The following is a 23,935-nucleotide window of genomic DNA, read 5'->3' as shown; positions in this document are numbered from 1 at the left end:
CTCATCAGAGTGGCCGGCCCTCATCCGATCGCCGCCCGGCTCGACGCCCGAACCACACAGTGCCTGCGCGGACCCTGCGCAATCGGGAGCACCACGCACCCACCTTCCCCGTCACCGATGGAAGCCGCAGGTCAGGAGGCATACGTCTGGCACGCCACCTGCTCCACGTCATGCACACAACGAAACATGTCGACGCCACCTGCCCAGACCCTGGGAAATCAGGAAACGGCAGGTCAGAGCCCCTTTGCAGCAGGCTCCAAAACAGCCACGCACTCCACATGGTGCGTCATCGGGAACATGTCGGCCTGCGCCCGCCACGAAAAAGGGCAGGTCAGACGTGGTTTTTCGACTCGCCGCGCGGTGGGCGGGCATCCGGAGCGTCAAACGAGCGTCACGGCCGACTGCTCTTTCCTCATACGGGGGGCTGAACCATCTACACCGATTCGCCTCGCAGGCTGCGGCCCGCTCACTCGAGACGCCGAGCTCGGGGCGGGATCAGTGAGCGCGCGATATGGGCTGTTCGGACCAGATCGTCTTGTGGTTCTGGCCATGGCGGCAGCCCCAGCGCTCGGCGAGTCGGGCGACGAGGAACAGGCCGCGTCCGCCCTCGTCGGTGGTGCGGGCGCGGCGCAGGCGTGGCTGGGTGCTGCTGGAGTCGGTGACCTCGCAGATCAGGACGTTGTGGCGGATCAGTCGCAGCTCCGCCGGTGGGCGACCGTGGCGGATCGCGTTGGTGACCAGCTCGCTGACGATGAGTTCGGTGGTGAAGAGCAGGTTGTCCAGTCCCCAGCGGGTGAGTTGGCGGGTCGTCCATGCCCGGGCCTGGGAGACGGCTGCCGGATCGGCCGGGATCTGCCAATGAGCGGTGTCCTCCGCGGGCACGGCGCGGGTGCGGGCCAGTAGCAGGGTCGCGTCGTCACGCGCTTCTTCGTCCACCAGGTCGGCGACGATCGCCCGGCCGGTCTCGTCCAGAGTGCGGTTCGAGCGATGGGAGGTGGTGAGCGCATGGGTCAGCCGTCGCAGCCCGCCGTCGATGCCGTCGTCCGCCCTTCGATCGACCAGGCCGTCGGTGTAGAGGGCGAGAACGCTGCCCGGCTCGAGGTCGACCGTGGTGGTCTCGTACGGCATGCCGCTGACGGCGAGTGGTGGTCCGGGGACGATGTCGACTGCTTCGGCGGTCCCGTCGGGCCGGACCAGGACGGGTGGCGGGTGTCCGGCACTGGCCATGGCGCAGCGTCGGGTGACCGGGTCGTAGACCGCGTACAGGCAGGTGGCGCCGACGGTGTCGTGTTCGTCGGACGGTGCTTCGGCCGCAAGCCGCTGGACCAGGTCCGCGATACGGGTGAGCACCTCGTCCGGTTCCAGTTCGAGGTCAGCGAGTGTCTGGATGGCGGCGCGCAGGCGGCCCATGGTGGCGCTTGCGGGGATGCCGTGGCCGACCACGTCTCCGGCGACGAGGGCGAGGCGGAGGGAGGGCAGGGCGATGGCGTCGTACCAGTCGCCCTTGGTGCCCGCTCCTCTGCTTGGGGGCCGGTAGACGCCGGCGGTCTCGGCTGCCGGTGTGTCGGTCGTGGCCGGGGGAAGCAGGCTCTGCTGCAGGGCCATGGCCGCCCGGTGCTCGCGCGTGTAGCGGCGGGCGTTGTCGATGGCGAGTGCTCCCCGCGAGGCGATCTGCCGCATCAGGTCCGTCTCGTCCTCGGTGAAGGGTTGGGACAGGCCGGTGCGCCAGACCACGATCGCGCCGAGGGTGAGGCCGCGGGCGTGCAGGGGGGCCGCCATCACCGTGTGGGCGTCGTGCGGGATGAGGTGTTCGGCCAGGTGCGGGCCACCGAGCAGGGCGGCGAAGTCGTCCCGGCCGCAGACGACTGTCTCGCCGTGCTGGAAGCTGCGCAGGAGGGGGTGGTCGGACGGCGGGGAGACCAGGTTGCCGTGCTCGATGCCGGCGGGCCATGCTGCGGCAGCGGGCGCCAGGCCCGCGTTGCGCAGACGCAGATCTCCGCCGCCCAGCAGCTCGGCGGGCTCGTCACCGTAGAAGACGGACTGCGCGAGGTCGACCGCGGCGAGTTCGCCGAAAGCGGGTACGAGTACGTCCGCGAGGTCCTGCGCGGTGCGCACGACGTCCAGGGAGCCCCCCACCCGCTCGGCGACCTCGCGGGCGAGATCCAGCTGCCGGCGGGCGCGCAGCTCAGTGTCGTCGATGTACAGGGCTGCGACCCCGGTGGGACGTCCACGCGGGTCCTCCAGGCGGAAGGCGGACAGGGCCAGCGCGTGCCGCCGCGCCGGCCGGTGCCGCAGGCTCACTTGCCGGCTCCTGTGGACCACCGGGACCCCCGTCTCGAGTACCTGGCGCAGTACCGCCTCGAGGTTCTCGGCGTCCTCGGCGCACAGCACGTCGTGCAGCCGGGTGCCGGGCTGTACCGGACGGCCGTAGAGAGCGTCCTGCGTGGCATTCGTCTGCACGGTGGTGAGGTCCGTGTCGTGCAGGGCGATGGTGATCCGGTGCTGTGCGGACAGGGCGCGCAGGAGGGCCGCGCCGTGCTGATGGTCGGCGACGTGACGGGTGGCCGCCGCCAGCACGAGGAACTCCGCCGAGGTGCCCAGCCTTGTGGTCCGGAAAGTGACGTCGACGGTGTGGCCGCACCGGTGCCGCAGGCGTACCCGGCCGAATGCCGGCACGTGTGGGGCCCCGCTCAGGTCGTCCGGGAGGTCGGCCACCAGTTCCCGCACGGGGCGGCCGTGGACGTCGGCGGCGGCGAACCCCGTCAGATCCTCTGCCGTCCCGGTCCACCCCACCACCACGCCTCGATCGTCGAGCACCGCGGCTGCCAGGCCGTCCAAGGCGGAGACGCTTCCGCCGGGACGGGCGCCGGAGTCGCTCGTCGCTGCTGGGGAGGCGCCTGCCGGTGCGGCGCTTTCACGGTTCACCGGGTGGTCCATGTCTCGTTCACTGGGTGGTCCATGTCTCTGGCTTCCTGGTGAGAGCCTGCTGCTACGGGATACCGGCATGCGCGGACGTTCGCCGGCGGCCGCCCGGCTCGCCGACGGGTCACCGGGCACCGGCCGGGGAGGGCAGGTCATGTTCGGCCCAGACGACCTTGCCGTCCGTTGCGGAGCGGGAGCCCCACCGGCGCGAGAGCTGCGCGACCAGGTGGAGGCCGCGGCCGTGCTCGTCGAGCGTGTGGGGATGGCGGGGGCGTGGCTGGCCTGTGTTGCTGTCGGAGACCTCGCACGTCAGCACCCGGTGCTGGATGAGCCGTAGGCGGCGGGGGCCGTCGCCGTGGCGGATGGCATTGGTGACCAGCTCGCTGACGATCGACTCCACGGGCGTCACGAGCGGCTCCAGACCCCATTCCCTGAGCTGACGGGCGGCAAGGCGCCGGGCTGTCGGGACGGTGACCGGTTCGTTCGGCAGGTCCCAGGAGGCGACCTGAGCGGGCTCGAGCGCGCGGGTCCGGGCAAGGAGCAAGGTGACGTCGTCGGCCGGCGTGTGCCTGTGCAAGGTCTCCATCACTCGCGAGCACATGTCCTCCAAGGACACGCCCGGCTGTGCCAGGGCGGCGCCCAGACGGTCCAGGCCGACGTCGATGTCCTCGTCGCGGGACTCCACCAGCCCGTCGGAGTAGACAGCGATCACACTTCCCTCGGGCAGTTCCAGTTCAGCGGACTGGAAGGGAACCAGGCCGAGACCAAGGCCGAGCGGGGCTCCGGCAGGCAGGTCGGGGACGGTGACCCCGCCCTGTGCACCGACGATCAGGGGCGGCGGATGTCCAGCCCGCGCCATCGTGCACCGCCGGGTGACCGGGTCGTAGACGGCGTATAGACAGGTGGCGCCCACCACCGCGGGGGCCTGGCCGGAGTCGTCGCCGTCCTCGTCGTTCAGCCGTCGGACCGTGTCGTCGAGGTGTGCCAGCAGGTCGTCCGGGGGCAGGTCCAGGTCGGCCAGGGTGCGCACGGCGGTGCGCAGCCTGCCCATGGTCGCCGCGGCGTTGATGCCGTGTCCGACCACATCGCCGACGACGAGGGCCACCCGGGCACCGGACAACTCGATCACGTCGAACCAGTCACCCCCCACGCCGTGATCCATGTCGGCCGGCACATAGCGCGAGGCGACCTCGACGGCCGCACCGCCCTGCACCCGATGGGGCAGCAGGTCGCGTTGCAGCGTGAGGGCGGCTGTGCGTTCACGGGCGTACTGGAGCGCGTTGTCCAGGCAAAGCGCGGCGCGGGTGACCAGCTCCTCGGCGAGGAGCAGGTCGTCCTCCTGGAACGGCGTCTGCTCCGCGGAACGGCCGAACAGCGCCAGGCCCAGCACGCAGCGCCGCGCACGGATGGGTACGACCATCAAGGAGTGGATGCCGCTGTCACGCACCTTCTGCGCCCGCACCGGATCGTGGTCGACCCAGGGACCTGAACGGGTGTCCAGCACCGGCTCCAGGTAGGACCTCCCCGTACGCACGGCGGCGGTGAACGGCGAGTCCGGGTGGGCGTGGACCACCTCTTCACGCACCCACGGCAGCTCCAGGACACCCAGGTCGACGGAGGCCACACCGGCACGGCGCAGCAGCGGCGGACGGCCACTCGCTGTGCCGATCCGTGCCGACGGCTCGACGCCGAACGGAACAGACTCCACCAGATCGACGAGAGCGTGGTCGGCCAGCAACGGTACGGCCAGCTCGGCCAGTTCCTGCCCGGTCCGCATCACGTCGAGGGTGCTCCCGATGTGCGTGCCGGCCTCGCTGAGGATGGCGAGGCGCTCACGCGCACGCCTGTTCCCGGTCACGTCCACGGTCATGGAACACACGCCCAGAGGCTCGCCGTCCGCGCCCTGGAGGCAGAAGAACGAGGCCGAGAACGCATGCTCACGGCGCCGATCCGCAGGCGGCCACGCCCGGTACTCGTGCACCGTCGTGGTACCGCTCTCCAGCACCTGCCGCATCACGACCTCGAGGGCTTCAGCCTCGATGGCGGGCAGCGAGTCCTTCAGGCCGCGCCCGAAGCGCCGGTGACGAGGCACGCCGTCGTGACGCTCCATGGCGTCGTTCACCCAGACACAGCGCAGCCGCGTGTCATAGACGACGATGCCGATCGGGGCTCGGGCAAGGAGTGATTCCCGCACCGGCCGTCCGGTCGCGCCCGAGGACAGGGACCCTATCTCGGTCACGGACACCAGCCACCGGCTGCCCGCATCCTGCCCCCACAACAACGAGATGTGCAGCGTCACCCTGAGCGTGCGGCCGCCGCGGTGGCGGATCGCCGCCGTCCCCGACCAGCCACCCCGCGCACGGCACTGTTCGGCGAACGCCGAGGCGCTCGGGGCCTCCTCGGGGGGCGGCAGCACGTGTACGGCGGACCGGCCCACCACCTCCCCGGCCGCATACCCCACAAGCTGCTGCGCTGCCTGTGTCCACCCCACCACCGTGCCCTCGGCATCGACGACCGCTAGCGCGGCGTCGGGCATCTCACGGGGGCACGCCGGCTCGGCGAGGGCGGTCTGAGTGGTGTGGGTCATCGCGGTTCGTCCCATCGGTGCGGAGGTGAAGAGGGCGTCGGCACGTGGCGCGGCGTCCTGTGTGCAGCGGTGGTGAACGGCGTTGTCCGGTTGAGCGGCACACGTGGGGCACGTGTCTGATGCGACATTCTGCCCATTTATGATGAAATAGTCAGACCTAATCCTTTCATCGTCAAGTGCCTCGGTCGGTATTGATTGAACGATCAGGACTGTGGGACGAACGCCCGCAAGCCGGGGATCGGGCACAGCTCCTCGCCCCCGCGCCTGCGACTCAGCGCCTCGCCGCAGCGCGGGCAAGCCTGGGACGGCACGACCGGGAAGCTCCCGCCCACGCTCGGCATCTCGCAGGCGAAGTCCGCGGCAGCGTACGGCGCCCCCCTCCCGCCGTAGCCTGACAACGCCGCGCCCTCTCGGCTTCACAGGTGGATGGGCGGCTGGCGGGGACCGCGGAGCATCGCGTCGCCGAAGAGCCGCCCCCGTACCGGGCAGACCCCGACTCCGCCACCCACTCCACGCTGCGGATCACCCCCAGCGCCACGACACACACCCCTCGACGCGGCTGCCGTCGGACAGCTGCGCACCGGTGCAGCTGCCGTTGCCGTTCAAGGCCGGTGACCGTCACCTCCGTGCGCAGGTCCGCACCGTGGTTGCGCTGCATGACGGCGGCCAGCTTGGACAGGGTGCCGCCGATCGTCGGGCACAACCGTGGCGTACAGCAGCCCCTCCCCGCCGAGCAGCTCGAACACCTCCGGCGTCGCAGCCCCCTCCTCTCCCGCATCGGGCCAGGGCCGAGTCCCCGCACGCCTTGTGATCGAGAGCTGGTATTCGGGCCGGCAGGGTGGGGGAAAAGCAGGTGAACTCCCGACAATGGCGGCCCAGTTGCCGAGAAGCGTTCGGGTGTGCCTCCTTCGGCCAGGTGGTCCGGGTGAGCCGAGTCACTGCGCACCGCCTTCCCATTTCCATACGTCGTATGGTTATCCTGGCGGGGTGATTCCATACAACGTATGGAACTGCTTGACGGACAACGCCACACAACGCCAGGCGCCTTACATCGCCTGCAAAACCAGCCGTTGGTGCAGATCGCACCAACCGGAAGGAAAGATCATGAAGAAGCTCACGAAGCGGATTGCTGTCGCCGTTTCCTCCGTGGCGGTCGCGAGTGTCGCCGTTGTCGGTGCCGGGGGCACCGCTTCGGCCGCGACTCCCGCCTCCGTGCACGTCCAGCGGTCGAGCGAGGTCAACCTCACCGACTACCGCTGGGACCACGGCGTGGGTCACCTGATCGAGCGGGGCTACTGCTGGGACGGAAGGCGTGGCTGGCACCACGACGACCATGTCGCCGGCTCCCTCTGGCACAGCCGCGACGGTCGCTGCTACCGCTGGGACGACGAACGGCGCGAGTGGAAGTCCGACAGGTCCTACCGACTCGACTGGAACCGCTACGAGAGCGACGGCCGGTGCTGGGACCACCGTGACTGGAACCGCGGTGACCGGGACTACTTCACCTGGGACCACTACGACCGGAACCACGGTGGCTGGGACTACTACGGATGGGACCACTACGACCGGAACCACGGTGACCGGTAGGACGGGTCCCGCCTGTACCCCTGAGCGGAGGCTGTGCCCCCCCGCCTTGATGCCTGTCGGCGGCAGGGATGCTACCGCTGGTCACGGATCAGCGGTCCCCTGCCCGCCGCCCGGGCGGGTGATCGAGCGAGGGCCTGCTCCCTGCTCCCGCTCCCCTCTGAACGCGCCCGCGGCACCACCTCGAGCCACAGGCGCGCGTCGCCCACCTGCCGCGACGCCACGACCCGCGCGGTCCGCCGATGCCGTCCGGCGCCCGGGCCCTGCTGAACACCTCCTGATCCGATGCGTGCTTGTCGCCACGAGCGCCGGGGCGCGGCCGAGGCAAGGAGGGTGCCCTTGGAGTGAATGCCCATGGAGTCTTCGAGGACCGTGGTCCGGGCGGTGACCGTGCAGCTCGTCGTCTCGCGCACCTACTCACAGCCCTTGTGCATGCGGCTGCGGTACGAGCCTGCTGATCCCTACGTCGTCCGTGCCGCCTTTTTCGTCCACAGCGACGAGCCGGTGGAATGGATCCTGGGGCGGGATCTTCTGGCTGACGGTCTGGAGGGTTCCGCAGGTCACGCGGACGTCCGGATCTGGTCGGCCGCAGGGCGGGGGGACAAGTCGATCTACATCGCTCTCGGTTCCTCCGGAGGCACCGCCTTGCTCGAGGTCCCCGTGCGGGACCTCGCGTCCTTCCTCGAGGACACGGAGGCTCTGGTGCCACGGGGTACCGAGTCCGGACTCATCGACTGGGATTCCGAACTGGCACACCTTCTCCCCCGAGGCTGACCGCCGACCCTCCGTGCTCAGAAGTCAGAGAGCCGGTGTCATGTCCCAGTACCAGCTTCGCGTCTACACCCTGCGCAGCTCCGACGGGCTCTCCGCCTAGGAGAAGATCTGGGTCCAGCACATTCCCGGTATGGCCAAGCACCGGATCACCACCCACGGCGTCCGGACGGTGCCCGCGGCGCCCGGAAGCGGCACCCCTGGCTGTACGCCCTCGTTTCCTACAAGGACGCCGACGACGTGCAGAAGCGGCTGGAGGCATACCTGTCGAGTCCTGAATTCCGGGCGGACTTGGGAGGGCTTCGGCATCAGCCAGATCGTCGGCCTCGGCGAGGACCCGAGGCTCACCACGCTCACCGAGTGGGAGCGCGGGATCATCGAGGCCATCGGCAAGGGATGGACCAACGGCGAGATCGCCGCCCACTTCGTGCTGTCCGAGTCCGCCGTGAAGACCCACGTCGGGCGGGCCCTGGCGAAGATCGGCGCCCGTGACCGCGTCAAGGCCGTGATCTTCGCGTACGGCATCGGCCTGGCCCGGCCCATCGCGAGCTGAGCGCACGGATCACGCCCTGGCCCCGCTCCTCGTGCCGGATTCGCGCACGAGCACGGTGACCGCCACGACGACCGCGAGCACGGCCACCGCCGCCAGCGTCCCGGGCGTGCCCGCCGACCGCACGGCCACCGCGCCCAGCGCGGCACCGGCGACGAGGATGAGCACGCTGAGCGTCTGTCGGCGCGACGTCGACGCCGTGCGCTCCTCGGCGCGGTCCGCGACCAGGCCGGTCAGCGTGCTGGTCATCACCGTGGTGGTGAGCCCCTCAAGGCCGAGCCGCCGGACCGCCGCGTTCTGCATGCCCAGCGCCACCGCGCACAGCAGGATCGGCAGCGTCTTCCCGTCGCCGTACGACCAGTTCAGGGCCGCCGCGACGAACAGCACCGCTTCCAGCGCGGCGCAGACGCCGAGCAGCGACCGGTGGTCGACATGGCGGGGTGCCACCGCGCGCACCAGCAGGGCACCCGCGATGAAGCCGCCGAGGGCCACCACGGGACCGGTGGCGGAGGACTCCGGCGACGCGGCGAGCGACAGGCCGACGAGGACGAGGTTGCCCGTCATGTTGGCCACGAAGACATGCCCCAGGCCGAGCAGGCTGACCGCGTCGACCACCCCGCTGAGCAGGGTCAGCACCAGCAGCGGCGGCAACAGCCGGTCGTCCTGGCCCACCAGTTCCCTCGTCGCCGCGAACAACCGGGTGGCCCGCCCGCGTTCGATCGTTCCGCCGCTCATGCCGATCCCTGTCCCCGGCGCCTCAGACCGCCACCACCGGCCGGTACACCGGCTCCCACATGGCCTCCCGCACCCGCTCCTCGATGCGGTCGTCCACCCGCTCGCGGGCGACGCCGTCCTCGGCAGCGGCCCGTGCCACGGCGACCGCCACGGCGGCGGAGGTGCGCCGCAGGTCCCGGGTGTGAGGGAGGAGCGAGGCGCCCTGTTCCGTGGGGTCCACCTGCTCGGCGACGGCGTGGGCGGCGGCGGACAGCATGGAGTCGGTGACGCGGGTGGCGCGGGCGACGACGGCGCCGAGGCCGAGGCCCGGGAAGATGAGCGCGTTGTTGGCCTGGCCGATCTCGTAGGTGACCCCGCCGCTGGTCACCGGATCGAAGGGGCTGCCGGTCGCGACGAGCGCACGGCCGTCGGTCCAGTCCAGCAGCTCGGAGGGCACGGCCTCGGCGAGCCGGGTGGGGTTGGACATCGGCAGGACGATCGGGCGCTCAGTGTGCTCGGCCATCTCCCGCACGATGCCCTCGGTGAAGGCACCGCCCTGTCCCGAGGTGCCGATCAGCACGGTGGGCCGCACCCGGCGCACCACCTCCTCCAGCGAGTAGCCGCCGACCTCCTCGTCCCGCTGCCAGTCGGCGACCTCGTCGGCGGACCGCGCGTAGGGGGCCTGGAAGTCGCGCAGAGCCTCCTGGTCCTGGGTGACCAGCCCGTGGCGGTCCACGGCCCAGAAACGGGCGGTGGCCTCCTGACGGCTCAGCCCCTCCGCGATCATGGCGTCCCGCAGCTGGTCGGCGATGCCCATGCCCGCCGTACCGGCGCCGAAGACCACGACCCGGTGCTCGGGCAACGGCGTCCCGCTGGCCCGAGCGCCGGACAGTACGGCGGCCAGGTTGACCGCGCCCGTGCCCTGGATGTCGTCGTTGAAGACGAAGTGCTCACCCCGGTAGCGGTCGAGGATGCGGCGCGCGTTGGCCGGACCGAAGTCCTCGAAGTGCAGCAGCGCGTCGGGGAAGAGGCGCTCCGCGGTGCTGACGTAGCTCTCGATGAACGCGTCGTAGGTCTGGGTGTCCACCCGGGGGTGGCGGTTGCCCAGGTACAGCGGGTCGTCGAGGAGCTGCTTGCGGTTGGTGCCGACGTCGAGGACGACGGCGAGCGTGCGGGCCGGGTCGATGCCGGCGGCGGCCGTGTAGACGGCGAGCTTGCCGACGGAGATGTCGATGCCGCCCACGCCCCAGTCGCCGATGCCCAGGATGGCCTCGCCGTCGGTCGCCACGACCAGGTCGACGTCCTCGGCGCCCAGTCCGGAGGCGCGCAGGGCCCGTTCCATGTCCTCCGGCGCGTCGACCGACAGGTAGATGCCCCGCGGCCGCCGGTACTCGGTGCTGTACCGCTCGATGGCCGTACCGACCGTCGGTGTGTACACGATGGGCAGCATCTCCGAGAGGTGATCGCTCAGCAGCCGGTAGAACAGCACCTCGTTGCGGTCGTGCAGGGCCGCGAGGTTGACGTGCTTGGCCAGGTCGGTGGGCTGGGCCGAGTACTGGCCGTACGCCCGGTCGGCCTGCTGGTCGAGGGTCAGGACCCGGGGCGGGATCAGCCCGTCCAGGCCCAGCTCCCGGCGCTCCTGCTCGGTGAACGCCGTGCCGCGGTTCAGCCGGGGGTCGGCCAGTACAGCGCGGCCGCGCGCGGAGGTCTCGAACCGGTCGGCGCGGGCCTTCCACTGGGTACTCATCGTCGCTCCAGACGTGTCCGGGGTCGCGACCCGTCGGTCGCCCTGTCCCTCCCAGGGTGGCGCCGGAAGTTCCATGCGTCCAATGACTGAATACGCGGGAACTCATGCACCTATAGCATGGATTGCATGGACCTGCAGGTACTGCGCTGCTTCGTGGCCGTGGCGGACGGCACCACGGTGACCCAGGCCGCGGCGGAGGCACACCTGACCCAGCCGGCCCTTTCCCGGGCCCTGCGGCGCCTGGAGACCGAGGTCGGGGCCGAGCTCTTCCAGCAGGTGGGGCGCGTCCTGCGGCTCACGCCGGCCGGCCGCGCGTTCAAGGACCACGCGGAGGCGGCGCTGGAGCGGCTGGACCGCGGACTGCGCGCGGTCCACGAGACGGTGGCCCCCGAGGCGGGTCTCATCCCGCTGGCCTTCCTGCACTCGCTGGGCACCTGGCTGCTGCCCCCGCTGATCACCGGCTTCCGCGAGCGCTTCCCGCTCTCCCGGTTCGAGCTGCGCCAGGGGAGTGAGGCCGACCTCGTGGCCGCGCTGCTCGACGGCACCGCCGACCTGCTCCTGACCGCCGGCGACCCCGGCCACCCCCTGATCACCTGGCGCCGTCTGCTGGTCGAGCCGCTGTGGCTGGCCGTACCTCCCCGGCACCGGCTGGCCCAGCGCCGACGGGCGCGGCTGGCCGAGGTCGCCGAGGAGCCGTTCATCCTGCTGCGGAACGAACAGGGCCTGCGCTCGGTGACCGAGGCACTGTGCGCCCAGGCGGGTTTCAGCCCCCGGGTGGGCTTCGAGGGGGACGAGGTGGCCACCCTGCGCGGCCTGGTCGGGGCCGGGCTGGGCGTCGCCCTCGTACCGCGCCCGCACGCCGCCGCGCCCACCGGCGGACCGTCGTACCTCCAGGTCACCGACGTGGCGGCGGCCCGGGACATCGGCATCGCCTGGCTGACCCCGCGCACCCTGCCACCGAACTCCACCCGGTTCCTGGACCACGTACGCGCCCACGCCGAGGCGGTGGCCGAGCAGGAGATAGCCGACCCGAGTGCTCTCGGCGCGGGCACGACACCAAAGCCGGCCCCTCGGCCACCACGAACATCGAGATGATCCGTGTCCAGGGCGGTCCATGGCCCCGCAAGCTGACCGTCCTTGTCACGAACTGAGCTGGGCCGTGCTCGACGGGCGCACCGCGGGGCGTTGAAATGAGACCAGCGCTACGGCAACCAGGACCCACTCCCATGGCACCCACAGCAGAGACCCGGCGGTCGCGCCGTCCAGGGACAGCCGTGACCACATGGCTGCGCCGTGCCCTGAGCACAGCGCGCGCGGGGTTTCCGCTCGCCGCCGCCCTGCGCGGTGTCGTCGCTCTGGCTCTTCCCCTCCTGCTCGGGCTGTGGACAGGACACATGGTTCCGGCCGTGTTCGCCGGGATCGGTGCCCTGTGGGGTGTGGGGCAGGACGGTTCGTCCCCCTACCGCTTGCGCATGCAGCGACTGCTGGCCGTAGGGCTGGCCAGCGCCCTCGGCCTGCTCATCGGGGAACTGGCGCTGCGCAGTGGGCACACGGCGGCAGTAGCGGGCTGTCTGGTCTCGACCGCTGTGGTCGGGGGACTGATCAGTCTGCGTGGCCCCGTTCTCTCCGTGACCGGCATGCACATGCTCCTCGGAACCACCGTCGGCAGCGGCATCGCCCTGTCCGGACCCTGGTGGCAGCCGCCCCTGGCACTGCTGTCCGGAGTGCTCCTGGTCACCTTCTTGTCCACGAGCCCGTGGCTGTGGCGGCGGCACCGGATCGAGTCCGACTCCGTGCGCGCCGTGTACCGCGCCGCCGCGCAGGCGCTGATGGCCGTCGGCACCCCGCATGCCGAGGCCGCACGCCGTTCCATGACGCTGGCGCTCAACGACGCGCACGACGTCTTGGCCCCCGGTCTGGCGGCGGCGACCCGCCATAGGCCGGAAGATCCCGACACCAGTCGACTGCTCGACGCTCTGCGCCTGGCCGTTCGCCTCGGCGAGGTGGTGTCGGCGCTCGTGTGGGAGGGACGCCCTCTCCCGCCCGACGTGGCCGACCTTCCCTTGAAGATGGCCGAGCGGCTGCTTCCCGCGGGGAGGAGCACCGCCACCGGGCAGGGCCTCTTGTCGGCCGAGAAGGCGGTACCCGAGCGCGACCTGCGCTCACCCGCGGTACGAGCGCTCGTGGAACTGTGCGGGGCAGCCGACGCGGAAGCCGGCGCGGATGTGGTCCTGTCGGTACCGGCACGCCCACGCCCAGGTCGGACCGTCCGTCAGCGGTACGCCGTTCTGCTCTCCGCCTGTGTCCTCGTCGCCCACCTCAGCGCCGTCCTGCTGCACGGCCCACGAGGTTACTGGCTGCCCATGACCGTGGCCTTCATCTACAAGCCTGACTTCGGCCCCGTCCTGCGCCGGGCGGTACACCGCTGCGTCGGCACGGTCGTCGGCGTCGCCGCGATCGGTGCGGTTGCCCTGCTGACCGGCAACACCCCGTACGCACTCGTCGGGACGGTGGCGGTCTTCGGCGCGCTCATGGCCGTAGGCGTCCGCCATCACTATGCCGTCGCCACCACCGGTCTGACCGGGATCGTCTTCGTCCTCGTCGATCTGCTCGGAGATCATCGGACGCTGTACGGCACCCGCATCCTGGACACCACCCTAGCCGCTGCCATCGTGCTGGTGGCGAACTTCCTGGTGTGGCCGGACTCCGCCGGCAGTTGGGCCGCGGCGCAGACCGAAGCCGCTCTGATCGCCGTCCGCCGCTACCGCGACCTGGCGCCGAACGCCACGTCCGCCCAGCGCCAGACACTGCGCCGCGCCGCCTACCGCCGCCTGGCCGACGCGCGCCGCGCGGCGGCTCAGGCCCGCGCCGAACCTCTCCCGCCCAAGCGCACCCTTCCGGACTGGGAGGCAACGATCACAGCCGCCGAGCAGGTCTGCGACGCCGTTACAGCCGAGATTCTGGCCGACACCGCAGGCTCCGCAGGAGATCATGCGGGCCGCACTCGACGGCCGCGGCAACAGCGGGACGCACGGCATCGGCAATCTGAACCATGAGCGTCTGCCCGTCAGCGGTGGGAAATGAAGTAAGAGCGAAAGGAACAGATGGAGAGATCAGGTACGCCTCATGCGGCGGGGCCCCACTTCGCGCTCACGGGCGAGAGCAGTCGGCGGCAACCGCCTCGGTGAACCAAAGCGCGGGGGATGCAGCTCGACGAGGCCGACGGTCTCCCGCCTCAGAAAGGTTCACGAACACGCGCACTCTGCACGCAGCGTCGGCATAGGGCTGCCGTGCAGAACTCGTGGAACGACGCCGCCGGGCGGTCTCCCCCGATGTCACGGGATGGCTCCTCCGTGTCGCAGCCCTGGCGTCGCCCGATTGCGGGCGCGGCTCAGGGTGCGACTGCCTGCGGCGCAGCGCCTCCCGATGATTGGGTCAGTGGTCGGTGCCCTGGCCGTCGCGATCGCCGGTGAGTCGGCTTTCGAGGCCCGTGATCAGCGTGTCCAGCACGAGGCGGAACATGTGGTCTTGATCAGGGCCTTCATGCGCTGCAGCCGCAAGGCCGGGATCTGCGTCCGCGGCTCCGTCTTCGTCGGCGTCGAGGCCGGGGGGTGTGAGGTTCGCCCACGTGTGGAGCGAGCCGTTGAGTTCGGCGGTGAGGACACCGATGACGACGGCGACCATCAGCGCAGCGATCTCCGAGACCTCTGACTGCGGCACACCGGCAGCGGCCACGATGGCGGTGAGGGCGGTCCAGAACGGGTCGTCGGGCTGGATGAAGTCCGGCTGGTGGCTGAACGAGTAGGCCAGCAGCTTGGGGTGACGGTGTGCCAGGGTCCGGAAGTCCGTGGCGAGCAGGCGGATCCGATCCTGCCAGGGCGCGTCCTCGAGCGTCACCGTGCGGAACTGGGCGCCGACCATTCTCGCCACGCCGCGCAGCACGGCTTCCTTGTTCGGCACGTGGTGGTACAGCGACATCGGGTTCGCGTCGAGTGCGGTGGCGAGTTTGCGCATGGTGAGCGCCTCGACGCCGTCCTCGTCGATGAGCCGCAGAGCGGCGGCATAGATCCCGGCCTCGGTCAGAGGCACATCTCTCTTCCTTGTGCCCCGCGGGGGACGCCTCGGCTTTTCCATACCACGTACGGTATCAGTTCCATACGCCGTACGGGAATGAGCTTCCCCACAGCGGTCACCTGCCGCCGAGGGTTGCGCGCCACTTTCCGTACCGCGTATGGTTTCAATTCCATACGACGTATGGTTCTGTCGTGCAGCGCGGCATCGACCGGCGCCCTTGCCCTCCCCCTCTCCGCGCAAAGGAGCAAGCCATGACCACGCACTCCGCGAACGACCTTCGCCCCATTCGGTCCCCTCGTGGGGTCCCCCTCCTCGGCCACACGCCGCAGATCCCCAGCACCAACCCGTTCGAGTACTTCGCCGAACTGTCCAAGCAGTTCCCCGAGGGCATCTACGGCATGGACATCGCCGGCATCGAGCAGGTCTTCGTCTATGACCCGGACCTGGTGGCCGAGGTCAGCGACGAGACGCGGTTCTTCAAGCAGATCGACAAGACGCCGCTGATGCATGTCCGGGACTTCACGGGGGCGGGCCTGTTCACCGCGCACCAGCACGAAGAGGAATGGGGCAGGGCGCACCGGATCCTGCTGCCTGCCTTCAGCCAGCGGGCCATGAAGGGTTACTTCGGGCAGATGCTGGAGATCGCCCAGAACCTGGCGGGCAAGTGGGAGGCCAGGGAGGGCCGGCCGGTCAAGATCACCGACGACTACACCCGGCTGACGCTGGACACGATCGCCCTGTCGGGGTTCGGCTACCGGTTCAGGTCCTTCGACAAGGAGGAGCTGCACCCCTTCCTCAACGCGCTGCTGGAGACGCTGATCGAGTCGCTGCGGCGCTCGCAGGAGCTGCCGATGATGACCAAGCTCCGCAAGGCGGACGACAAGAAGTACCGCGCGAACATCCAGCAGATGCAGGACCTGGTCGAGAGCGTGATCAAGGAGCGCCGCGACGGGAAGGGCACCGGTGAGGACGACCTGCTGGGCCTGATGCTGGAGGCCACCGACCCGGACACCGGCAAGCCGCTGGACGACGACAACGTCCGCGACCAGGTGCTGACGTTCCTGATCGCCGGCCACGAGACCACCAGCAGTCTGCTGGCGTTCGCCACCTACTCGCTGATGCGCAACCCGCACGTCCTGGCCCAGGCGTATGCCGAGGTGGACCGCCTCCTGCCCGGCGACACGGTGCCGGACTACGACACGATCATGCAGATGGACGTCATCCCGCGGATCCTGGAGGAGACCCTGCGCCTGTGGGCCCCCATCCCTTTGATCGGCAAGGCGCCGCATGAGGACACCGTCATCGGCGGCCGCTACGAGCTGAAGAAGGGCACGCGGGTCAACATCCTCGAGGGTCCCCTGCACACCAACCCCAAGGCGTGGGACCGTCCCGACGAGTTCGACATCGACCGGTGGCTGCCGGAGAACCGCGCCAAGCAGCACCCGCACGCCTACAAGCCGTTCGGCAACGGTGTGCGTGCCTGCATCGGCCGTCAGTTCGCGCTCGTCGAGGCCCGCCTGGTCCTTGCGCTGGTGCTGCAGAAGTTCAAGTTCGCCGACACGGCCGACTACAAGATGGACGTGCGGGAGGCGCTGACCCGCAAGCCCGACAACTTCGAGCTGGTCGTCCGTCGCCGTCAGGCACACGAGCGCACCGTGTTCGGCGCCGCGGACGTGCAGACGGGCGACACGCAGGCGCAGGCCGCGGTGAGCGGCGTCGGGGTGAACCTGACCGTCGCCTACGGCTCCAGCCTGGGTTCGTGCGAGGACCTGGCGCGCACCATCGCCGACCGCGGTGAACGCTCCGGCTTCGGCACCACCCTCGTCAGCCTGGACGAGCTCGGCGACAACCTGCCCACCGAGGGACTGCTCATCGTGGTCGCCGCCAGTTACAACGGCAAGGCTCCCGACAACGCCCAGCGCTTCGACGACCTGCTCGCCGCCGGACTGCCCGCCGGCTCGCTGAAGGACGTGCGGTACGCGCTGCTGGGCGCCGGCAACACCCAATGGGTGGCCACCTACCAGGCATTCCCCAAGCGGATCGAGGAGGGCCTGCTGGCCGCCGGCGCCACCCCCATCGTCGAGCGCGGCATCGCGGACGCCGCCGGTGACTTCGACGGCATGGCCACGCGGTGGATGGACAACCTGTGGGCCACCCTGGCCGAGGAGTACGCCGCCGACACCTCCCAGGCGAGCGGACCGCGCTACCAGGTCCAGCTGCTCACCGAGTCCGACGTGCGCCCCGCCATCGTCTCCGAGCAGGCGTACCCGCTCACCGTGGTGGCCAACGAGGAGCTCGTGGCCGACGCGACCGGCCTGTGGGACTTCCAGATCGAGCCGCCGCGCCCGTCGGCGAAGTCCATCACCGTCGAGCTGCCCGAGGGTGTCACCTACGACACCGGCAACCACCTGGCCGTCTTCGCCAAGAACGAACTCGCCCTGGTGGAGCGCGCACTGAGGCGGCTCGGCGTCGAGTACGACCAGGTGCTCCGGCTCGACCAGCCGGCCGGTGGCCGCACCCATCTGCCGGTCGGCACCCCGGTCACCGCCGGCATCCTGCTCACCGAGTTCCTGGAACTGCAGGACGTCGCCACCCGGTCCCAGATCCAGACGCTGGCCGAGTACACCGAGTGCCCGTGGACCCGGCCGCAGCTCCAGGCGTACACCGCCGAAACGGAGGAGGCCGAGGAGCGCTACAGCAAGGAGATCCTCGGCAAGCGCATCTCGGTGCTGGGCCTGCTGGAGCGCTTCCCGGCCGTCGAACTGCCGCTGGCGGTCTTCCTGGAGATGATGGGCCCCATCCGTCCCCGCTTCTACTCCATCTCCTCCGCGCCGTCGGCCAACCCGCGTCACGTGCGCCTGACCGTCGGCCTGCTGGAGGGCCCGGCCCTGTCCGGCGACGGCCAGTACCGCGGCACCTGCTCCGCGTACATCGCGGGCCTGGAGCCAGGGGACGTCGTGTACGGCTACGTCCGCGTCCCCTCCCCGACGTTCGCCCCGCCCGCCGACCCCGCCACTCCGCTGATCCTCATCGGCCCCGGCACCGGCATCGCGCCGCTGCGCGGCTTCCTGGAGGAGCGCGCCTGGCAGCACGCCCACGGCACCCAGGTGGGCCTGTCCCAGGTGTTCGTCGGCTGCCGCCACCCGGAGCACGACTACTTCTATCGCCAGGAGATGCAGGACTGGGAGCAGGCCGGCATCGCCCAGGTGCACACCGCCTTCTCCGCGGTGACCGGCCACCCGGCCCGGTTCGTGCAGAACGCCATCGCCCATGCCGCCGACACGGTGTGGCAGGCCATCGAGGACGGCGCGTACATCTACGTCTGCGGTGACGGCCGCCGTATGGCACCCGCCGTCCGCGAGGCCCTCGCCGCCATCCACCGCCAGAAGACCGGCAGCGACGACGAGACCGCCCAGCAGTGGCTCGCGCGGCTGGAGGCCGACGAGCGCTACCAGCAGGACGTCTTCGCCTGACCGTCACAACGCCGGCAAGGCGTGTGACCCCCAGCCGCCGGGAGGCGTGCGGCATCCCCCGCTGCCGGCCGTACGCCTTCCGGCCACCACAAGCCCCCAGACACCACACAGCACCCACTGACCCGAGCCACCGGGCGGTGCCTCTCACAGAAAGCAGACCGTCATGGACTCCATGCTCGCCGGACGCTTCCACCTGGACAGCAAGAAGTTCGCCGTGGAAGAGGTCCCGATCCCCGTGCCGGGCCCGGGCGAGGTCCTCATCGAGGTCAAGGCCGCGGGCGTCTGCCTCTCCGACGTCCACCTGCTCGACGGCTCCCTCGTCCCGCTGTTCGCCACCTCCGACACGGTCACCGTCGGCCACGAGGTCTCCGGTGTCATCCACACGCTCGGCCCCGACCTCAAGCGCGGCCTGCCCGTCGGCACCCGCGTCACCCTGGAGGCCGGCAAGACCTGCGGCACGTGCGCCGGATGCGTGCGCCACCGCCCCTGCACCCAGATGCTCACCGCCGGCATCGACTACGACGGCGGCTGGGCCGAGTACGTGATCGCCCGCGAGGAGACCCTCGTACCCATCCCCGACAGCCTCCCCTTCGACCAGGCCGCGATCATCCCCGACGCGGTCTCCACCCCCTACGCCGCCGTCGTCGCCACCGCGGGCGTCCGTGCCGCCCAGTCCGTCGGCGTCTGGGGAGTCGGCGGAGTCGGCGCGCACAACGTACGCCTCGCCCGCCTGGTCGGCGCCGCCCCGATCATCGCCGTCGACCCGCTGCCCAGCGCCCGCGAGCGCGCCCTGGCCTTCGGCGCGGACCTCGCGCTCGACCCGGCAGCCCCCGACTTCGCCGACCAGGTCCGCGCAGCCACCGGCGGACGCGGCCTGGACTTCGCCTTCGACTGCGCCGGCGTCCCCGCCGTCCGCGACCAGGCCGCCTCCGTGCTCGGCCTGGGCGGCTCCCTGATCCTGGTGGGCATCACACCCCGGCCACTGACCATCACCGAGGGCCTGACCTTCAACTACCTGCAGAAGCAGGTGCGCGGCCACTACGGCGGCTTCCCCGAGTCCGTCTCCGAGCTGGTGCAGCTGACCGCGGCCGGTCGGCTCGACCTGGCCCCCTCCATCACCGACCACATCCCGCTCATCGACGCGGCCAACGCGGTCAGCCGTCTGGAGAACAAGATCGGCGACCCGATCCGCCTCATCCTCGTCCCCTGACGCCCGTCAGCCGGACGACAAGCCACCCTGGGCAGGGGTGAGTGGGCGCCGGTGCGTGAGGGAGCACCGGCGCCCACGGCTTTCCGGCAACCGTGGAGAGACAGAACCATGCAGACGACCGACGCCCCGGGCCGCGCACCGCAGCGCAGCGACGCTCACGCGAACCGTCAGCGCATCCTCGCCACCGCTCGGCGGAAACTGCGGGACGACCCCGACGCAAGTCTCGACAGCATCGCCCTGGCGGCCGGCCTCGCGCGGCGCACCTTCTACGGACACTTCTCCAACCGGCACGCGCTCATCACCGAGCTGGCGCAGGAAGCAGCCCAGGCGCTTCGACAAGCGTTCGCCGTGACACGCATCCCGGGTGCTGATCCGCTGGAGGCGATGGCGCGGATGGCCCTGGCGGCATGGGCGGTGGGCGACCAGTACCGCATGCTCATCTCCCTCGGTCGCCGCCACCTCGGAGAGGAGGCCATCCGCGCCACCCTGGCACCTGCCCGCGAAGAGGCCATCGCGGCCATACGACGCGGTCAGCACGAAGGCGTGTTCGCGAACCACGTCCCCGCGCCCGTCCTCGCACAAGCGCTGGAAGCACTGATGCTGGCCCTCGCCGAGGAGAACACCACGTCCACCTGGGCGGACCCCACGGGTGAGGCCGCGGCGACCGCGTTCCTCGTCGCCGCCGGCGTAGCACCACAGACCGCATCACTCCGGGTTCGTGCCGTGTTGCATGACCAAGTCGTCGCCCCGGTCGGGACGGCTGCACCGACTCGTTGACCAGTGTCGATCGAAACGCCGCAGGCGGGAAGTGCCGCCACTCGGTCCCATCCACGTGGGCGCGAAGGCGCGGGCCTGCGGCACGAGGCTTCGGCTCCTTCACCCGCCCTCTGCCGTTATTTCGCTTCTCAATAAAAATATCCATCTTTCGAGGAGTTTATCCATGCCTGCCATTCTGATCCACGGCGTACCCGACACCCACCGCGTGTGGGACGGCGTTCGCGAGCACCTGACCCGCAGCGACGTGGAGGCTTGGGACCTGCCCGGTTTCGGTTCGCCGCGACCCGAGGGCTTCCACTGCACCAAGGAGGAGTACGTCTCCTGGCTCATCGAGCGGTTGCAGGCAATCGGCGAGCCGGTCGACCTGGTCGGCCACGACTGGGGCTGCCTCCTCACCGCACGCGTGGCTTCCGTACGTCCGGACCTGATCCGCACGTGGGCCGGCAGCAACGGTCCGGTCAGCGCCGAGTACGACTGGCATCCGCTGGCCAAGCTGTGGCAGGACCCCGTCGCGGGCGACCGCTGGGCCAAGGAGTACGACGCCGGCGCGTTCGCCAAGGACCTGACCGACAAAACCCAGATCCCGGCCGAGCTGGCCGAACAGACGGCCGGCCGCGTGGATGAGACCATGCGCGACAGCATCCTCAAGCTGTACCGCTCCGCATTGACGGTCGGTGTGGAGTGGGAACCGGGTCTGGCGGACCTGGCCGGACCGTCCCTGGTGTTCTGGGGGGCGTTCGACCCAGTCTGCCCCGTCGACTTCGGCGAGAAGATGGCGGCTTCCGTGCGCGCCACCCGCTTTCTGAGGCTGGACAGCAGCCACTGGACGCCTATCCAGAAGCCGGCCGAGGTCGCCGCCGTCCTCGAGGAGCACTGGAGCAGCTCTCGGGGGTGAGTGGCGTGCCCACCAACAGCGCCCGTGGGTGCACCCCGGGCGGCGCCGGCCCCGGATTTCCGGACGCCGGCACACCGCCATCCCAAGCTGATGGCCTACTCGTTCAATCATCAGCCCGATTTCATCCAGCAGTGGCAGGAGCCGGCCACTCGGCCAGGCCGCCGGGCCGTCACCGTGGTGCTGTGACGATGTCTGCGCGGCCGGGCCGACCGAACTGAAGCACGATGCGAGGCACACATGGACAGTTTGCTCGGAGCTTGGGTCCTCGAGGACTTCTCGCTGACACGAGAGGGGACGGTCGTCCGTCCGCTCGGGGAGCGTCCCAGGGGGATGCTGCACTACGCCGCCGACGGCTGGATGAGCGCACTGCTGACAGCCCATCCCGATGACGCCCCGTTCGTATCCCCGTTCGAGGAGACGGCCACCGGGACCGTGGCGTACGCCGGACGCTGGGAACGCGAGGCGGACGGGTCGGTCGTGCACCACGTTCAGACCAGTCACTACGCACCGTGGACGGGGACGGACCTGGTACGCGAGGTCCACTTCGGCCCGGGACGGCTGGAGCTGACAGCTGCCGGGGCCGAGGACTCCCAGGTGCGCATTGTCTGGCGACGGGCCGACGCCTGACGACGTGGGACGGGCCCGGTCTCCCGCCGCACAGCCGGAGCAGCGGCAACGACCGTCCGACTGATCACCCGATCGTCCCGTTCCCCCTTCCTTTTTTCGCTTTCTGAACATGGAGGTTGTGCCATGCGGACAGCCACACTCAACAGCCGTCTCGTGCTCGTCTTCCCCGACGGCGCCGTAGATGTGGAGAAGGCCAGCGACGGCCTGTTCTCCTCGGATCCGCAGGCGGTCTTCGGCCGCTGGGCCGAGTTCCGCGACTGGGCCCAGTCGGCGGCCGCGACCGGCCACGAGCGGATCGCCGTGGTGGAGCAGCAGCTGGGCGCGCCGGTGCCGCGCCCGCGGCAGGTCTTCGCGGTCGGGCTGAACTACGCCGACCACGTGGCGGAGTCGGGGGTCGCCGTACCGGAGCGTCCCGCTGTCTTCACCAAGTACGTCACGTCCCTGACCGGGCCCTACGCCACGGTCGAGCTGCCGAGTGCCCTGGTCGACTGGGAGGTCGAGCTGGTAGCGGTGATCGGTCGTGAGGCGCACCGGGTCGCCGCTTCGGACGCGTGGCAGTATGTGGCCGGCCTCATGCTCGGCCAGGACCTGTCCGAGCGCGGCATCCAGTTGTCGGGACCGGCGCCCCAGTTCTCCCTCGGCAAGTCGTTCCCCGGCTTCAGCCCGACCGGGCCGGTGCTGGTCACCCCGGACGAGTTCGACAACCCCGACGACCTCGCGCTCGGTTGCGCGATCGACGGCGAGACCATGCAGGACTCCCGTACCTCCCAGATGATCTTCTCGGTGTCCCAGCAGATCGCCTGGATGTCGTCGATCTGCACGCTGCTGCCCGGCGACCTGATCTTCACCGGCACCCCGGCCGGCGTGGGCGGCGCCCGGAACCCGCGCCGGTTCCTGGCCCCCGGCGAGGAACTGCGCAGCTGGATCGACGGCATCGGTGAGCTGCGCAACCCCCTGGTCGCCGGCCCCACCTACCCCGAAGGCACCCAGGCCGTCCGACCCGCGGCCCCACACCTGTCTGCGTACAACCACCCGCACACTGAAGCTCTTTGAGGAGACTGCCATGGCCTTGCACCGCGTGGCGCACATCACGATCGGGGTGCCCAATGTGGCCGACACCTCGGCCTACTACGCCGATTTCGGACTGACCGACCTCGGCGACGGCCGATTCGCCACTGCCGACGGCGGCGAACAGCTCAAGATCGTTTACGCGGCGCGGCGCCGCCTGGAGGAACTCACCCTGAGCGCCGACGACCAGGACGACCTCGGGCGGATCGGCTCGGCCCTCGACCGGCTCGAGGTGCCGTTCGTCCGGGACACCCACCGCCTGCGCGCGGTCGATCCGGGCACCGAGGTGACGGTGACCGTCGAGGTCCAGCCGCGCATCGTGCAGCCCGCCGCCGCGCGGATGCCGTACAACGCTCCCGGGCGGATCGAGCGGACCGGCGAGCGTGCCCCCGGCGTGCTGCGTGAGGGTCCGGTGCGCGTCCGCCGCCTCGGACACGTCGTCCTGGGCTCGACCGACCAGGAAGCCTCCCAGCGCTTCTTCACCGAAGGGCTCGGCTTCAAGGTCAGCGACCTGGTACCGGGCGCGGCGTTCCTGCGGTGCTCCACCGACCACCACAACGTCCTCGTCCAGAAGGCCCCCATCTCCTTCCTGCACCACACCTCCTGGCAGGTGGACGACGTGGACGAGGTGGGACGCGGCGCCACCCGGATGCTGGAGGACCACCCCGAGCGCCACGTCTGGGGTCTGGGCCGCCACCAGCTGGGGTCGAACTTCTTCTGGTACCTACGGGACCCGGCCGGCAACTTCTCCGAGTACTACTCCGACATGGACTGCATCGTCGACGACCAACTGTGGACCCCCGGGACGTGGGAGGACGCCCGCCTCGCCCTGTACCACTGGGGCCCGCCCGTACCGCCGTCCTTCCTCCGCCCCGAGGACCTCGCCGCGATGATGACCGGCGCGCACGACGCCGGCTGAACAGACGAAAGGAACGC

General features: G+C 70.5%; 16 protein-coding genes and 1 pseudogene. 12 read left to right on the top strand and 5 right to left on the bottom strand.

The genetic code is table 11. The features are described 5' to 3' along the window. Positions 1–495 precede the first annotated feature (495 nt). Positions 496–2,838: a SpoIIE family protein phosphatase gene (locus ACGFZN_RS18825; RefSeq protein WP_393859584.1), complete on the bottom strand. Its 2,343-nt coding sequence runs from the start codon at positions 2,836–2,838 to the stop codon at positions 496–498. Between the two features lie 208 nt (positions 2,839–3,046). Continuing rightward, complete coding sequence (locus ACGFZN_RS18820; protein WP_393859583.1) at positions 3,047–5,509, bottom strand: SpoIIE family protein phosphatase; 2,463 nt, start codon at positions 5,507–5,509, stop codon at positions 3,047–3,049. Positions 5,510–6,613: 1,104 nt separating this feature from the next. Here ACGFZN_RS18820 and ACGFZN_RS18815 point away from each other — a divergent pair. The 3 genes and pseudogenes from ACGFZN_RS18815 to ACGFZN_RS18805 all read left to right on the top strand — a co-directional run. Continuing rightward, positions 6,614–7,096 carry a hypothetical protein gene (locus ACGFZN_RS18815; RefSeq protein WP_393859582.1) on the top strand — a complete coding sequence of 161 codons (483 nt, stop codon included), beginning with the start codon at positions 6,614–6,616 and terminating at the stop codon, positions 7,094–7,096. Between the two features lie 351 nt (positions 7,097–7,447). After that, a complete protein-coding gene (locus ACGFZN_RS18810; protein ID WP_393859581.1) occupies positions 7,448–7,867 on the top strand; it encodes an SsgA family sporulation/cell division regulator in 420 nt (139 codons plus the stop codon). Between the two features lie 328 nt (positions 7,868–8,195). After that, positions 8,196–8,417 (top strand): annotated as a pseudogene (locus ACGFZN_RS18805) (response regulator transcription factor); the annotation flags it as partial. 9 nt (positions 8,418–8,426) lie between these two features. Here the strand turns inward: ACGFZN_RS18805 and ACGFZN_RS18800 are convergent. Together ACGFZN_RS18800 and ACGFZN_RS18795 are read right to left on the bottom strand one after the other, a co-directional pair. Further along, positions 8,427–9,149 (bottom strand): YoaK family protein, encoded by a 723-nt coding sequence (locus ACGFZN_RS18800; protein WP_393859580.1) that lies wholly within the window; start codon positions 9,147–9,149, stop codon positions 8,427–8,429. Between the two features lie 22 nt (positions 9,150–9,171). Beyond that, positions 9,172–10,875 (bottom strand): NAD-dependent malic enzyme, encoded by a 1,704-nt coding sequence (locus ACGFZN_RS18795; RefSeq protein ID WP_393859579.1) that lies wholly within the window; start codon positions 10,873–10,875, stop codon positions 9,172–9,174. A gap of 126 nt (positions 10,876–11,001) precedes the next feature. On the opposite strand from ACGFZN_RS18795, the gene ACGFZN_RS18790 reads away from it, so the two are divergent. Both ACGFZN_RS18790 and ACGFZN_RS18785 read left to right on the top strand, forming a co-directional pair. Continuing rightward, positions 11,002–11,970, top strand: a complete 969-nt coding sequence (locus ACGFZN_RS18790; RefSeq protein WP_393859578.1) for a LysR family transcriptional regulator — start codon at positions 11,002–11,004, stop codon at positions 11,968–11,970. A gap of 179 nt (positions 11,971–12,149) precedes the next feature. Beyond that, positions 12,150–13,931, top strand: a complete 1,782-nt coding sequence (locus ACGFZN_RS18785) for an FUSC family protein (protein ID WP_393859577.1) — start codon at positions 12,150–12,152, stop codon at positions 13,929–13,931. Between the two features lie 379 nt (positions 13,932–14,310). Here ACGFZN_RS18785 and ACGFZN_RS18780 read toward each other — a convergent pair whose 3' ends face one another. Further along, complete coding sequence (locus ACGFZN_RS18780) at positions 14,311–14,964, bottom strand: TetR/AcrR family transcriptional regulator (protein ID WP_393859576.1); 654 nt, start codon at positions 14,962–14,964, stop codon at positions 14,311–14,313. Between the two features lie 236 nt (positions 14,965–15,200). On the opposite strand from ACGFZN_RS18780, the gene ACGFZN_RS18775 reads away from it, so the two are divergent. The 7 genes from ACGFZN_RS18775 (at position 15,201) to ACGFZN_RS18745 (ending at position 23,918) form a co-directional block, all read left to right on the top strand. Continuing rightward, a complete protein-coding gene (locus tag ACGFZN_RS18775) occupies positions 15,201–18,422 on the top strand; it encodes a bifunctional cytochrome P450/NADPH--P450 reductase (RefSeq protein WP_393859575.1) in 3,222 nt (1,073 codons plus the stop codon). 163 nt (positions 18,423–18,585) lie between these two features. Next, the gene (locus ACGFZN_RS18770; protein WP_393859574.1) at positions 18,586–19,632 is read left to right on the top strand and encodes a zinc-binding dehydrogenase; all 1,047 of its coding nucleotides are present in this window, start codon (positions 18,586–18,588) and stop codon (positions 19,630–19,632) included. A gap of 108 nt (positions 19,633–19,740) precedes the next feature. Continuing rightward, positions 19,741–20,409 (top strand): TetR/AcrR family transcriptional regulator, encoded by a 669-nt coding sequence (locus ACGFZN_RS18765; RefSeq protein WP_393859573.1) that lies wholly within the window; start codon positions 19,741–19,743, stop codon positions 20,407–20,409. Positions 20,410–20,572: 163 nt separating this feature from the next. Continuing rightward, positions 20,573–21,304 carry an alpha/beta fold hydrolase gene (locus ACGFZN_RS18760; RefSeq protein WP_393859572.1) on the top strand — a complete coding sequence of 244 codons (732 nt, stop codon included), beginning with the start codon at positions 20,573–20,575 and terminating at the stop codon, positions 21,302–21,304. 237 nt (positions 21,305–21,541) lie between these two features. After that, positions 21,542–21,931, top strand: coding sequence for a lipocalin-like domain-containing protein (locus ACGFZN_RS18755; protein ID WP_393859571.1), 390 nt, complete (start codon positions 21,542–21,544; stop codon positions 21,929–21,931). 123 nt (positions 21,932–22,054) lie between these two features. Continuing rightward, complete coding sequence (locus ACGFZN_RS18750) at positions 22,055–22,984, top strand: fumarylacetoacetate hydrolase family protein (protein WP_393859570.1); 930 nt, start codon at positions 22,055–22,057, stop codon at positions 22,982–22,984. A 10-nt stretch (positions 22,985–22,994) separates the two neighbouring features. Beyond that, positions 22,995–23,918 carry a VOC family protein gene (locus ACGFZN_RS18745; RefSeq protein ID WP_393859569.1) on the top strand — a complete coding sequence of 308 codons (924 nt, stop codon included), beginning with the start codon at positions 22,995–22,997 and terminating at the stop codon, positions 23,916–23,918. Positions 23,919–23,935: the final 17 nt, after the last annotated feature.

This window comes from Streptomyces sp. NPDC048192 (genome assembly GCF_043202415.1).
GTDB lineage: Bacteria > Actinomycetota > Actinomycetes > Streptomycetales > Streptomycetaceae > Streptomyces.
This window is presented reverse-complemented; position numbering and strand designations above follow the sequence as displayed.